This window comes from Peteryoungia algae, from assembly GCF_030369675.1.
GTDB lineage: Bacteria > Pseudomonadota > Alphaproteobacteria > Rhizobiales > Rhizobiaceae > Allorhizobium > Allorhizobium algae.
This window is the reverse complement of sequence record NZ_CP128477.1, coordinates 3,681,503-3,694,163: the sequence shown is the minus strand read 5'-3', so window position 1 is coordinate 3,694,163 and position 12,661 is coordinate 3,681,503. Positions and strand designations below refer to the sequence as shown.

The 12,661-nt window shown below is 61.4% G+C and carries 11 protein-coding genes and 1 pseudogene; 4 read left to right on the top strand and 8 right to left on the bottom strand.

Annotated elements, in window-relative coordinates; all coding sequences use genetic code 11:
• The first annotated feature begins 47 nt into the window (after positions 1 to 47).
• Complete coding sequence (locus tag QTL56_RS17515) at positions 48 to 947, top strand: ribokinase (RefSeq protein ID WP_245134460.1); 900 nt, start codon at positions 48 to 50, stop codon at positions 945 to 947.
• Positions 948 to 1,100: 153 nt separating this feature from the next.
• Positions 1,101 to 3,446, top strand: a complete 2,346-nt coding sequence (locus tag QTL56_RS17510; protein ID WP_229573424.1) for a methyl-accepting chemotaxis protein — start codon at positions 1,101 to 1,103, stop codon at positions 3,444 to 3,446.
• Between the two features lie 56 nt (positions 3,447 to 3,502).
• Here the strand turns inward: QTL56_RS17510 and QTL56_RS17505 are convergent, their stop codons facing one another.
• Positions 3,503 to 4,450, bottom strand: coding sequence for a nucleoside hydrolase (locus tag QTL56_RS17505; protein WP_245134458.1), 948 nt, complete (start codon positions 4,448 to 4,450; stop codon positions 3,503 to 3,505).
• A 142-nt stretch (positions 4,451 to 4,592) separates the two neighbouring features.
• On the opposite strand from QTL56_RS17505, the gene QTL56_RS17500 reads away from it, so the two are divergent.
• Positions 4,593 to 5,015, top strand: coding sequence for an Hsp20 family protein (locus QTL56_RS17500; protein WP_229573427.1), 423 nt, complete (start codon positions 4,593 to 4,595; stop codon positions 5,013 to 5,015).
• A 49-nt stretch (positions 5,016 to 5,064) separates the two neighbouring features.
• A complete protein-coding gene (locus QTL56_RS17495; RefSeq protein WP_229573429.1) occupies positions 5,065 to 5,322 on the top strand; it encodes a BQ00720 family protein in 258 nt (85 codons plus the stop codon).
• A gap of 40 nt (positions 5,323 to 5,362) precedes the next feature.
• On the opposite strand, the gene trmB is transcribed toward QTL56_RS17495, so the two are convergent.
• The 7 genes and pseudogenes from trmB to QTL56_RS17460 form a co-directional block, all read right to left on the bottom strand.
• A complete protein-coding gene (trmB, locus tag QTL56_RS17490; RefSeq protein WP_245134457.1) occupies positions 5,363 to 6,064 on the bottom strand; it encodes a tRNA (guanosine(46)-N7)-methyltransferase TrmB in 702 nt (233 codons plus the stop codon).
• A 5-nt stretch (positions 6,065 to 6,069) separates the two neighbouring features.
• On the bottom strand, positions 6,070 to 7,308 hold the full coding sequence (gene metK / locus QTL56_RS17485) for a methionine adenosyltransferase (RefSeq protein ID WP_245134455.1): 1,239 nt from the start codon (positions 7,306 to 7,308) through the stop codon (positions 6,070 to 6,072).
• A 163-nt stretch (positions 7,309 to 7,471) separates the two neighbouring features.
• A complete protein-coding gene (locus QTL56_RS17480) occupies positions 7,472 to 7,891 on the bottom strand; it encodes a helix-turn-helix domain-containing protein (protein WP_102020784.1) in 420 nt (139 codons plus the stop codon).
• A 147-nt stretch (positions 7,892 to 8,038) separates the two neighbouring features.
• Positions 8,039 to 9,628 carry an apolipoprotein N-acyltransferase gene (lnt, locus tag QTL56_RS17475; protein WP_245134453.1) on the bottom strand — a complete coding sequence of 530 codons (1,590 nt, stop codon included), beginning with the start codon at positions 9,626 to 9,628 and terminating at the stop codon, positions 8,039 to 8,041.
• Positions 9,629 to 9,943: 315 nt separating this feature from the next.
• A pseudogene (locus tag QTL56_RS17470) lies at positions 9,944 to 11,026 on the bottom strand (transporter associated domain-containing protein); the annotation flags it as partial.
• A 12-nt stretch (positions 11,027 to 11,038) separates the two neighbouring features.
• Entirely contained in the window at positions 11,039 to 11,545 is a 507-nt protein-coding gene (gene ybeY / locus QTL56_RS17465; protein WP_245134452.1) for an rRNA maturation RNase YbeY, read from the bottom strand.
• Between the two features lie 21 nt (positions 11,546 to 11,566).
• Entirely contained in the window at positions 11,567 to 12,622 is a 1,056-nt protein-coding gene (locus QTL56_RS17460; protein WP_229573439.1) for a PhoH family protein, read from the bottom strand.
• Positions 12,623 to 12,661: the final 39 nt, after the last annotated feature.

Genomic DNA, 12,661 nt, shown 5'->3' with positions numbered 1-12,661 from the left:
ACCGGTTGCCGCTTTTGCTGGAATTGCCTTAGGGAGGCACCTCGCTCATGATCACCGTCTTCGGCTCCATCAACATGGACCTCGTCGCCACCACGCCGCGCCTTCCGAAGCCGGGCGAGACAGTTCCGGGAACCGGATTTGCAACGGCAGCCGGCGGCAAGGGCGCAAACCAGGCGCTGGCCGCCAAGCGCGCCGGCGCGTCCGTGCGCATGGTGGGGGCGGTTGGGCGTGACGAGTTCGCGGCACCCGCGCTCGACCTGCTGGAAAAGGCGGAAACGGACCTTTCCGGCGTCGCGCACGTGGATGGCCCCACCGGTACAGCGCTCATTCTCGTCGGTGGCGACGGCGAGAACATGATTGCGGTGGTGCCTGGCGCCAACGGCACCCTCAGCCCCGGCCAAGCAGCCAAAGCGGTTTCGGGCAGCAAACCGGGTGACATCCTCATGCTGCAGCTTGAAGTGCCCGCCGCATCGGTGAAGGCAGCACTCGAGGCTGCCAAGGCGCACGGCGTGCGCACCGTGCTCAATACGGCGCCGCTGATTGCCGAGGCTGCCGATCTCGCGAAACTGGCAGACATTGTCATCGCCAACGAGACCGAATTTGAACTTCTGGTGGGGCGCGAGGCGCTGACCGCCGACCAGCGCGAACAGATGCTGCTTCAGATGCACACCGAGACCGGGCAGATCCTGATCATCACGCTCGGCGCCGAAGGCGTCGTTGCTGCGGAGGGGGGCCGCCTGCATCGGACGAAGGGGCTGAAGATCGAACCGATCGACACCGTCGGCGCCGGCGACACCTTCTGCGGGTATCTGGCAGCCAGCCTCGATTCCGGACTGATGCTCAGCGAGGCGATACGTCGCGCGGCGGTTGCCGGATCGCTTGCCTGCCTCAAACCCGGGGCGCAGCCGTCGATCCCTGTGTCCGATGAGGTTGCCGCCTCGCTCTGATCTGAAACAGAGCTGACAAGTCTGATTTATTGCCCGTTAAGCAATGGAACATAGCATCGGTCGTGATCGGGGTGCGTGAAGGCGCGCCCGGCCGCGCCATGAAAGTGCGGAACGAATGCCCCTGCGTCCTGATCCTCAGTCCTCGAGGCCTCCATGTTCGCCTTCTTCAACCGTTCGATTGCAGCCAAGCTTCTCGTTGTCACTGGCATTGCCATCGGCCTCGTGCTCATTCTCTCCAATCTCGTTCTGATCTCGCAGACCCGTGACCGGGTTCACTCCCTGACCATGGACCAGGCGGACGCCGAGGCCAAATCCATCGCGCGTGAAATCGCCGGTGACATCGGTGAACTTGCCAGTGCCGCACGCACCATGTCCGGCGTCATCGGTCGCGGGCATGAGGGCAAGTCGCTCGACCGCCTCGGCATCACCAATATCCTGAAGGCAAATCTCGAACAGAACCCGTTCGCTTTCGGCAGCTGGATGGCGGAAGAACCTCTCGCCATCGACGGGCAGAAGGACGAAATCAAGGGCAAGCTCGACCTTTCGGCCAATGACGAAGGCTACTTCACCCCTTACTGGTCGAAGAACCGCAACGGCGAGGTCCAGTTCTCTACCTTCCGTGCGGATTATCCGGCCGAGTGGTATGCGCTGGCGGCCAAGAGCGGCAAGGGCGCGATCACGGCTCCTTACATGGCCGAGGGAACCGACGTTCCGACAACCATGAGTTCCATCGCCTTTCCCGTCTTCTCCGGCGGCAAGCTGATCGGCGTCACGGGCGTAGACATGTCGCTTCTGTCGCTGTCCGACAAGCTGAAGGCGTTGAAGCCCTTCGAGACCGGCCGCGTGATGCTCGTGGCGCAGGGCGCGCAGTGGCTCGTGGCTCCGACAGACGACCTCGTGATGAAGACCTACGAAGCCGAAGGGGCGGACGCGCTCAAGGCTTCGCTATCGAACGGAACCGGCGGCCTGGTCCCGAACCTCGTCAACGCAAGCGGCGAAGGCTTCGACCGCCTGCTTTATCCTTTCGCCGTTCCCGGCGTGAACGCGACCTGGGCTGTCATCATCGACATTCCGCATGCGGCGATCAATGCCGCGATCGAGGCGCAGACGATGATGATGATCGTCGGCGGCCTGATCGTGCTCGCTGCCGTGATGCTGACGCTGCTCCTCGCCGTTCGTTCTCTGGCACAGCGCCCGTTGCATGGTCTCGTCGGCGATGTCGAGCGCATGACGAAGGGCGATTATGAAAGCGACATCTCGAACCAGCATCGCGAGGACGAAATCGGCCTCGTCGCCAAGGCGCTCAACGGCTTCCGTCACAAGCTTGCCGAAAGCCACATGCTGGCAGCAGAAGCCGAGACACAGCGAAAGGCAGCCGAAGGCGAACGCCGCCGCAACGAAGAGGATCGCAATGCCTCGGCCTCGGTGCAGCAGCATGTGGTCACCGCGCTCGGCAGTGGTCTCGCCCAGCTTTCGCAGGGCAATCTGGCCCATCGGATTGCCGAGGATTTCCCCGGCGAATACGGGGCGCTGAAGCGCGACTTCAATGAAGCAGTGGCGAGCCTCGAACAGGCAATCGCGTCGGTCAACGGCAGCGTCGTCAACATTGCCGCCGGGACGAGCGAAATTTCCGAAAGTGCCGCCGACCTCTCCAAGCGCACCGAGCAGCAGGCCGCCAGCCTGGAGGAGACGGCTGCAGCCCTCAACGAACTCACAGAGCAGGTCCATTCCAGCGCCGAAAACGCGGGTACTGCCGCCAACACCGTCTCGGTCGCCGTCAAGGATGCCGAGAAGTCCGGCGAGGTCGTACAGAAGGCAGTTGCCTCCATGCACGGCATCGAACAGTCGTCGCAGGAGATCTCGCGCATCATCGGCGTGATCGACGAAATCGCCTTCCAGACCAACCTTCTGGCACTCAATGCGGGCGTCGAGGCGGCGCGTGCCGGGGAAGCCGGCAAGGGTTTTGCGGTCGTGGCGCAGGAAGTGCGTGAACTGGCGCAGCGATCGGCCACCGCTGCCAAGGAAATCAAGGCTCTGATCAACGCCTCGGCCGCACAGGTCAAGGACGGGGTGGAGCTGGTCGGTGAAGCGGGGCAGACGCTCGAAAAGATCTCCCAGCAGGTCATGCAGATCAACGGCCTGATCCGGCAGATCTCGGCTTCGGCCAGCGAACAGGCATCGGGCCTCAAGGAGGTCAATGCCGCCGTCAACCAGATGGACCAGGTGACGCAGCAGAACGCGGCCATGGTCGAAGAAACGACGGCCGCCAGCATGGCGCTGCGCAACGAATCCGACACGTTGCGTGGGCTTGTGGCGAAGTTTCAGGTGGGTGGTGCGGTCGCTCCGGCTGCTATCCTCAGAGCCACAGCGGAAAGCATGCGCGGTTCCTACACGCCACAGGCCGCGGCTCCCCGCGCGCCAGTCTACACGCCGGCGCCGCGGAAGGTGGCGGCGGCAGGCGGGGCCTCAGGCGGCGCCGACAGCTGGGAAGAGTTCTGAGCCGAGAACAGATTGCAGACAAAGAGGGCCGCTGCAGATGCAGCGGCCCTTCTCGTTTATTGGAGGCGCGAAAACCGCTCGACCAGGAGGTCGAAGAAACCGTCGGCATCGACATTGCGCATGACGGTTGCGTTCGGCGTGCGGCCGGAGACGCCCCACCAATCGACGACAGTCATGCCAACCGTCAGTTCCGACTGTACCTCAATCTCGACGTTGCAATGACGTCCGCTGAACAACTCCGGCTTCAGGAGGTATGCGACGACGGTCGGATCATGCAGCGGACCGCCATCGGAACCGTATTTCGCCTCATCGAAACGCTCGAAGAATTCCAGCCACTGGGCCATTATTTTCGCCGGCCTGTTGCCGATGGCGGCGATCTTCGCGACGCGGGCCTTGGTGGTCATCAACTGGTGCGTAACATCAAGCGGCATCACGACGAGGGGAATGCCCGAAGCGAAGACGGCAGCGGCAGCATGGGGATCAACATAGATGTTGAATTCGGCAGCCGGCGTGATGTTGCCGCCCTCGAAGAAGCCGCCGCCCATCATCACCAGTTCCTTGACGCGGGGCGCGATATCGGGCGCCTTTTCAAGCGCAAGACCCATGTTGGTCAGCGGGCCGAGTGTGCAGAGCGTGACGGAGCCGGCCGGTTCGTTGCGCAGCGTATCGATGATGAAATCGACGGCGTGCTGGGTCTCCACGGTCATGGTGGGTTCCGGAAGGACGGCGCCGTCAAGGCCGGTCTTGCCGTGTACGTGTTCTGCGGTGACGAGCGGGCGCACCATGGGGCGATCCGCGCCTTCGAAGACGCGCCGGCCTGTCTCGCCGCAGAGTTCGCAGACGATGCGGGCATTGCGGCTGGTCATCCGCAGGGGAACATTGCCAGCGACTGTCGTGATGCCGAGGAGTTCGATTTCATCCGGGCTGGCGAAGGCAAGCATGAGGGCAGCGGCATCGTCCTGACCGGGGTCGGTGTCGATGATGATCTTGCGGGGTTCGGTCATTGGGCATCCTAAGGTCGAAAGCCTGAGGCTTGGAGCCCAGCCTTGCATTTGTCAAGCAAGAGAGTGCTTGTCGGGCAGGATGTGATTTCCCATATTCAGCATGACTGGCCAACAGCCCCTGCCGGGCTGAACAAGGAATGAAATGACGCGCACCAGACTGCCGACGGAAGCCTTCCTCATCACCTTCGACACGGCCGATGGCGGCGCATTGCGGCGGCCTCGGGGTAGTGACGGCTACCCGCCCTACGACATCGAACGCCTCGCCCCGCGGATGGGGGTGGAGCGGCTGCGCGTGACACTCGCCGTGGCGGGGTTCGACGAAAACGAACTCGACGTCAGCATCGAGGCGAACCAGTTGATCATCTGCGGCAAGCAGGTGGACCGCGAGGAGGTAGACTATCTGTTTCGAGGCATCGCCTCCCGGCAATTCCAGCGCGTCTTTGCGATCGAGGATGGGATGGAAGTAACCGGGGCATCGCTCAGGAACGGGCTTTTGTCGGTCGACATTGAAAGGCACGATCCTGTGCATCTGGTAAGGAAAATTAACATCTCCACCGCAGAATGAGACTTGCGGCAATGTTCGGCCGCCTCTCCCTCATTCGCGGAGGATCGGAATGTTACTGAAAGAAGCCTCGTCCCACCTGACCAAGTCTGAGTTCGCCCATCTGGGCGCCGGCGAAGTGGGCTATATCCGGAAGATGAAGTCGGCCGAAGTTTCCCGCTGCTTCCCGGAAGCTCCGGAAATTGATCCTACACTGGACCTTTGGGCTTTGTTCGCCGCCGATGGCACACCCATTCTCCTCACGGATAATCGCTCCAGCACCTTCTTCAAGGCCGCCGAAGACGATCTGAAAACCGTATCGCTGCACTGAAATTGTGCTCTGACCAGTTCGCGGCGACGACGCTCGCGAATCAGCGCTTGTGGAAGGTGAGATAGGCCGAGGATCGGCCCTCACGGCGAGCCTTGGCTTCGTAGCGCGTTCCCGGCCAGCCGTCATAAGGCGTCAGCCAGTCGCTGGCATTGCGGGCCGTCCATTCGAACCCACCGTGATCGCGGCAGTGCTGCAGCGTCCAGTTGACATAAGTGTCGATGTCGGAGGCGAAGCAGAAGGTGCCTTGCGGTTTCAGCACCTTATGGAAGCGCTCAAGGTTCACCTGCGAGACGAAACGGCGCTTCCAGTGGCGCTTCTTCGGCCAGGGATCGGCATAGAGAAGATCGATCTGGTCGATCTGGCCTTCCGGCAACCAATCGAGCAGCTGCGTGGCATCGTCATCATAGACGCGGATGTTTTGCAGTCCCTCGGCCTCGACGACCGCCAGCAGCTTTGCCATGGAATTGATGAAAGGTTCGACGCCGATGAAGCCGGTGGTCGGATTGGTGCGGGCGCGGTGAACGAGATGCTCGCCGCCCCCAAAACCGATTTCGAGACGGATCTTGTCGACAGGCAGGGGAAACAGCGATTTGAGGTCGGCTGGCACCGGAGATGCCAGGTCGACCTTTAGCTCCGGCAGGATGGTTTCCATCCGCCCGACCTGCTGGTCGCGCAATGGCTTTCCCTTGCGTCGACCGAAGAAGGCTTCGGTCGACCTCGTCCTGCGTTCCTGTTCCGTCATTCAGATCAAGCCTTGATCGCATCCTTGAGCGGCTTGACCAGGTCCAGCTTCTCCCAGGAGAAGGAACCGTCGCGGCCAGCCTTGCGGCCGAAATGGCCGTAGGCCGACGTCTTAGCATAGATGGGCTTGTTGAGGTCAAGATGGCGGCGAATGCCCGACGGGGACAAGTCCATCACCTTGCGGATGCCGGCTTCCACCTCGTCCTCGGTGACCTTGCCGGTTTCATGCAGGTCGACATAGATCGACAGCGGCTGGGCAATGCCGATGGCATAGGAAATCTGGATCGTGCAGCGGTCGGCGAGACCAGCGGCAACGACGTTCTTGGCGAGATAGCGGGCGGCGTAAGCTGCCGAACGGTCGACCTTGGTCGTGTCCTTGCCGGAGAAAGCGCCGCCACCATGGGGGGCAGCACCGCCATAGGTGTCGACGATGATCTTGCGGCCGGTCAGGCCTGCGTCACCATCGGGACCGCCGATGACGAACTTGCCGGTCGGGTTGATATACCAGGCGCAATCGTCAGCGATCTTGAGTTCGCCCAGAGCTTCGCGAATGAAGGGTTCGACGACCTGGCGAACCTTTTTGGAATCCCAGTTCTCGTCGAGATGCTGGGTGGAGAGTACGATGGAAGTTGCTTCGGCCGGCTTGCCATCGACGTAGCGGACGGTGACCTGGCTCTTGGCATCGGGGCCGAGTTTGCCAACGTCGCCTTCGCCCTTCTTGCGGGCGGCGGAGAGCGTCTGCAGAATCTTGTGCGAATAGTAGATGGGGGCCGGCATCAGGTCCGGCGTTTCCTTGCAGGCGTAACCGAACATGATGCCCTGGTCGCCGGCGCCTTCGCTGTTGGAGCTATCAGCAGCCTTGTCGACACCCTGGGCGATATGAGCGGACTGCGAGTGCAGGAGAACATCGATCTTGGCCGTCTTCCAGTGGAAGCCGTCCTGCTCGTAGCCGATGTCACGGATCGCCTTGCGGGCGGCGGACTTGAACTTGGCCGGATTGATGACCTCGTTGCCGTTCTTGTCGGTCTTCATCAGGCTCGGCGGAAGGCGGACTTCGCCGGCAATGACGACGCGGTTGGTGGTGGCAAGGGTTTCGCAGGCAATGCGCACAGTCCAGGGATCAACACCGGTCTTGGCCGCTTCCCGGTATACCAGGTCGACGATTTCATCAGAAATTCGGTCACAAACCTTGTCCGGGTGACCTTCGGAAACGGATTCGCTGGTGAAAAGGTAGTTTGCGCGCATCGGGATTCCCCTCAAAGTATGGATGGCGGCATCGTTACTCAGTTCCAGCGGCGATGACAAGGACACAACCACATAAATATATCTTTATGTGAGTAGAATTTTCCTTCCCGTGCATAAAAAAAGCGGCCCGACGGCCGCTCTCTTTGAACAGGACGTGGCTCGCTTACTCGCTGTCCGCCTCTGCCGCCAATGCCTTGACGAGATCGACGATCTTGCGGCGCACCTTGGCGTCGCCAATCTTGACGAAGGCACGGTTCAGCTGGAGACCTTCCGAGGAAGACAGGAAGTCGACGACGTAATTGGAGCTCGATGCTTCTGCCATCCCGGTCGCATTGGAAGGCTGGTCGCCCGGGGCATCCTCGAAAAAGAAGGAAACCGGAACCGTCAGAATGTTGGAGATGTTCTGAAGGCGGCTGGCGCCGACCCGGTTGGTGCCCTTTTCGTATTTCTGGATCTGCTGGAAGGTAATCCCGAGGCTTTCGCCCAGCTTTTCCTGGCTCATGCCAAGCATCGTGCGACGGAGCCTGATCCGGCTCCCGACATGGATGTCAATCGGGTTCGGCTTCTTCTTGTTCTCGATCATGAAAGTCGTCCTGACAAATTGTTGGCGTTCCGACCAGAACCCGGCGTCCACGAAACCATAACGATACGTTGTACTCGTGATCGCTGATCTTTCAGCATACTTATAGATTACCGGTCTGTTCCACTATGCAATTTTAGGGGTTTTTGGTCAATTCGTCCGCCTAATAAAACCCAGACTAGAAAACAGGGCAATCACGGCCATTGCGGCAATCACCAACCAGAAGTTTAGCGGGTGGGATTGAATGTTACGTTTCGGACCGGAGCTGACATCAAGGGTTGCATCCACAGCCCCCGACGCGTTCAGCGCCAGACCATCGATCACACGTCCATAAGGGTCCACGACTGCCGAAATGCCGTTGTTTGCCACCCGGATCAGCGGCAGGCCCGTCTCGACGGCGCGCAGCCTTGCCTGAAGAAAATGCTGATAGGGACCTGGAGTCGAACCGAACCAGGCGTCGTTCGTCACGTTCAGGATTGCATTTGCGCCGGCAAGGTCAGGCGCGATTTCTGCGGGGAAGATCGCCTCGTAGCAGATCAGTGGATAGAACCCGATGCCGGATGGCAATTTCAGCGGCGCCCGGCTGGCCGCAGCGGTGAAGCCACCGGGCAGGCTGATCAGTTCCTCAATACCGAAGCGGCGCAGAATGTCCTCGAAGGGGACGTACTCACCAAAGGGCGTCAGATGTATCTTGTCGCTTGCGCCGAGGATCTGCCCCTTGTCATCGATCATGTAGACCGAATTGTAGTAAAGCGGCGGCTGGCCAGCGCCCCGCTCCTCCGCCCGAACGGCGCCGGTCAACAGAACCTGACCTTCCTGGAGCACATCGCCGATACGGACGAGGGCATCGGGGTTTTCGGTGAGGATGAAGGGGACGGAGGTTTCAGGCCAGATAATCACGTCGGGTCGTGGTTTACCGTCTTCCGGCGCTGCGGCGCTCAGGCTCAGGTGTTTTTCAAAAACCCCGATGCGATCAGTATTCTCCATTTTCTGCGACTGATCGATCGCCGGCTGCACGAGGCGGACCGTCAGCGTCTTGTCCGCTTCCGTCGGCGGAGCGACGTAGAGACGATAGCAACCGTAGCCGAAATGGGCGGAGAGCAGCAAAGCGGCAAGCAGCAGGCCTGGCCAGGCACCGCGGCGCGTGCCGAGAAGCGCGGGTGCGGAAAAGACATAGACGGCGAGGGGTGTGATCGCGAGGATGCCGAGCAGATGACTTGACTGCATCATCAGCGGCACGGGCATTGCGGCATAGCCGATTGCATTCCAGGGAAATCCGGTCGCGATGAAACTGCGCAGCCATTCGACGAGGCCAAAGGCCGCCGCAAGGGCAGCTATGCGCCCCATGCCATCGGACCAGACCTGCCGCGCCAGCATGGTGGCCAGCCCGTAAAAGATCGCGAGCACGGCGGGGAGCCCGAGCACGGCGAGCGGGATTGCCCAGGCAAATTCATCCGCCTCGAGCAGCAGAGCATTGCCGAGCCACCAGAGACCGCTGACGAAATAGCCGAAACCGAAGAACCAACCCGTCCAGAAGGATGAGGAGAGCCCTGCCCTGCCCGTTTCGGCATCGCCCGTTGCCCCGTCCAGCAGCCAGACGAGCAGTGTGAACGAGACGAACATCGAGGCGAAGATGTCGAATGGCGGAAGGGCAAGCGCCCCGATCGCTCCTGCGAGAACTGCGAGACCTGCTCGTCTCACGCCCCACAGCAGCAAGATCCTCGCTGCCAAAGCCTGCATGTCCACCCCTCTTGACCGCGAATCAAACGCGGGCAGTCTTCCAAAAAACAGGGGCCGTGTCGCGGCTTTCGGTGCTGGAGGCTCCGACCGTCAGGACGATGGCCGGTCGGCGCTCTCTAGCAGCGTCTCGCTCACGTCGACAACCGGCTCGGCGGCTGGTTCGACGACTGGTTCGCTCGGCACTGCGGCAGCTTTGGGCGCGCGAGGCTTTGCCGGTGCCTTGGTCCGCGTCCGCGCCTTGGGTGCGGGCTCGCTCTGCGTGGGAGCCACGGCCTTGGGCGCCTTGGCATCGACTTCGCCGTCGGGGCGGATTTCGACATCCCCCTTCGTGGTCGAGCGACGGCGCGCACCGGCCCGCTTGCGGGCGACGCGAACACGCTTGATGCGGCGGGGATCAGCATCGAGGATGTGGAACTCGAAGCCGGGCAGCGCCTGAACCACTTCGCCGCGGGCCGGGATGCGGCCGAGCGCGGAGAAGATCAGGCCGCCCAGCGTATCGACGTCTTCGAGACGATCCTTGATGTCGAAATCGGGACCGATCGCTTCGGCGATCTCTTCCAGTTCGACGCGGGCGTCAGCGATCAGAACATCGTCGGAGACGCGGCTGAACATGACTTCTTCATCGTCGTGTTCGTCATCGATGTCACCAATGACCATTTCGACGATGTCCTCGTGGCTGACGAGACCGTCCGTGCCACCATATTCGTCGATGACCAGTGCCATCTGGGTGCGGGCCGCCTGCATGCGGCTCATCAGGTCCGAGGCGAGCATGGAGGGCGGAACGAAGAGGATCGACCGGATGATGCCAGCTTCGGCGACAGTCTTCATGAGATCGATGCGGGCGAGGTCGAAGTCGATCTTCGGCTTGGCCGGCTTTTCCACCTTGTCTGCAGCGTTTGCTGCTGCGGCCGGCTTTGCCATGCGCTTGCGGCTGCGAGCCTGCTTGGTGACGTAGGATAGAAGGTCGCGGATGTGGACCATGCCGCGCGGGTCATCGAGCGTATCGGCATAGACAGGCATGCGCGAACGACCGGACACATCGAAGATGGTCATCAATTCGCCGATGGTGACGCTCTGATCGACCGCTTCGATATCGACGCGCGGGACCATGATGTCCTCGACGCGGATCTCGCGGAAGCGGAGAATGTTGTTGAGCATCGCCCGCTCTTCGGGCGTAAATGCCTCGCCCAACTGGGCATCGGCATTCAGGGCGACCGTCAGGTCCTCGCGCAGGCTTGTGGAAGAAGACGGTTTCAGAATGCGGGCCAGGCGAGCCCAGAAGGATGGTGATTGTCGGGCCGAGCCTTCCGCTCGGGGGGGACTACTGCCCTCTTCCGAAGAAGATCCCTCATTACTCTCTTTGGCCTCGGGGGCCGTTTTCGTCGCAAAATCGGTCATTGTTCCAAACTATCAGATCGGGTCTTGTCCCGCATAGGGGTCAGATAGGCCAAGTTTCGCCAGAATGCGAGTCTCCAGCGCTTCCATTCTCTCGGCATCGTCAATTTCGATGTGGTCATAGCCGAAGAGATGCAGGAATCCATGAACCATCAGATGGGTCAGATGATCCTCGAAACTTTTCTCCAGATCAATCGCTTCACGTTCCACCGTCTCGCGCGCAATGATGATGTCGCCGAGCATCGGCCCTGGTATTTTGCCGGGGGTCAGCGGATAGGCGGGAAAGGACAGGACGTTGGTCGGCTTGTCCTTGTCGCGCCATTCGGCATTGATCTCACGGATCATTTCGTCATCTGCGAAGACGAGGGAGACCTCCGTCGGCTGCTTCGGGAAGGCCTGGCCTTCGCTTGAAGCGAGATGCGTTTCGGCCGCGCCGAGAACGCGCGTGGCCAAAGCCTCCAGCGCGATCTCGTCTGCCCAACCGTCTGCCTCGACGGCTATCTGTATGTCCAACTGGCTCATCGTTTCATGGCAGGGCGAGCCTTAGTGCTCGCTCTGCTCGCTCTCGTCCTGTACCTTGTACTTCGCGTCATAGGCCTGCACGATGCGGCCGACAAGCGGATGGCGGACCACATCGGTATCCTTGAAGCGGACGACCGAGACACCTTCCACACCCTTCAGCACCTGCAAGGCCTCGACGAGGCCGGATGTGACGCCGCGCGGCAGGTCGACCTGGCTCGGGTCGCCGGTGATGATCATGCGGCCATTCTCACCGAGACGGGTGAGGAACATCTTCATCTGCATCGAGGTGGTGTTTTGCGCCTCGTCGAGGATGATGGCGGCATTGGCGAGCGTGCGGCCACGCATGAAGGCGAGCGGCGCGATTTCGATGACGCCGGCGGTGATGGCACGCTCGACCTTGTCACCGGGGATCATGTCGTAGAGCGCATCGTAAAGCGGCCGGAGATAGGGATCGACCTTCTCCTTCATGTCACCCGGCAAGAAGCCGAGGCGCTCTCCGGCTTCAACGGCTGGGCGGGTGAGCACGATGCGATCGACCACGCCGCGTTCCAGAAGCTGGGCAGCATGCGCGACGGCGAGATAGGTTTTGCCGGTACCGGCGGGGCCGACGCCGAATACCATTTCAGATCGTTCCAGCGCGCGCATGTATGCGTCCTGGGTCGGCGTGCGGGCCGCAATCGTCTTCTTGCGGGTGGAAATCTGCGCCATGGAGAGCTTGGCCTTGCGCTCCATTGTCGGGAGGGACAACTGGTCGTCTGCAGCGACTGCCATGCGGATCGCGCCTTCGACATCCGAAGCTTCGACCGAGACGCCGCTCTGCAGGCGGGCATAGAGGAAATCGAGCGCGCGACGGGCCTGATTGGTTGCCTGGAGTTCGCCTGTTATGGCGACCGAATTGCCGCGGGCGCGGGCCTCGATCTGCAGGCGCTGCTCAAGCAGTTTCAGATGCTGGTCGAACTGGCCGAAGAGCTCGCTGGCAAGCCTGTTGTTCTCGAACGTCAAGATGAAGTGATTGGCGTCGGTCGCAGGGTTGCGGACATTGCGCGAGGGTGAAGAAACCACTTCTGTTGCGTTCAAGCGATCAGGCTCCTGTTGCGTTCAGGTTCAGACCCTCAC

Excerpts from the sequence above, each read along its gene's own strand:
- QTL56_RS17495 (WP_229573429.1), top strand. The coding sequence starts at position 5,065 with ATGTTACTGAAAGAAGCCTCGTCCCACCTGACCAAGTCTGAGTTCGCC.
- QTL56_RS17505 (WP_245134458.1), bottom strand. The coding sequence starts at position 4,450 with ATGACCGAACCCCGCAAGATCATCATCGACACCGACCCCGGTCAGGAC.
- QTL56_RS17500 (WP_229573427.1), top strand. The coding sequence starts at position 4,593 with ATGACGCGCACCAGACTGCCGACGGAAGCCTTCCTCATCACCTTCGAC.
- ybeY (WP_245134452.1), bottom strand. The coding sequence starts at position 11,545 with ATGAGCCAGTTGGACATACAGATAGCCGTCGAGGCAGACGGTTGGGCA.
- lnt (WP_245134453.1), bottom strand. The coding sequence starts at position 9,628 with ATGCAGGCTTTGGCAGCGAGGATCTTGCTGCTGTGGGGCGTGAGACGA.
- metK (WP_245134455.1), bottom strand. The coding sequence starts at position 7,308 with ATGCGCGCAAACTACCTTTTCACCAGCGAATCCGTTTCCGAAGGTCAC.
- QTL56_RS17510 (WP_229573424.1), top strand. The coding sequence starts at position 1,101 with ATGTTCGCCTTCTTCAACCGTTCGATTGCAGCCAAGCTTCTCGTTGTC.
- trmB (WP_245134457.1), bottom strand. The coding sequence starts at position 6,064 with ATGACGGAACAGGAACGCAGGACGAGGTCGACCGAAGCCTTCTTCGGT.
- QTL56_RS17480 (WP_102020784.1), bottom strand. The coding sequence starts at position 7,891 with ATGATCGAGAACAAGAAGAAGCCGAACCCGATTGACATCCATGTCGGG.
- QTL56_RS17515 (WP_245134460.1), top strand. The coding sequence starts at position 48 with ATGATCACCGTCTTCGGCTCCATCAACATGGACCTCGTCGCCACCACG.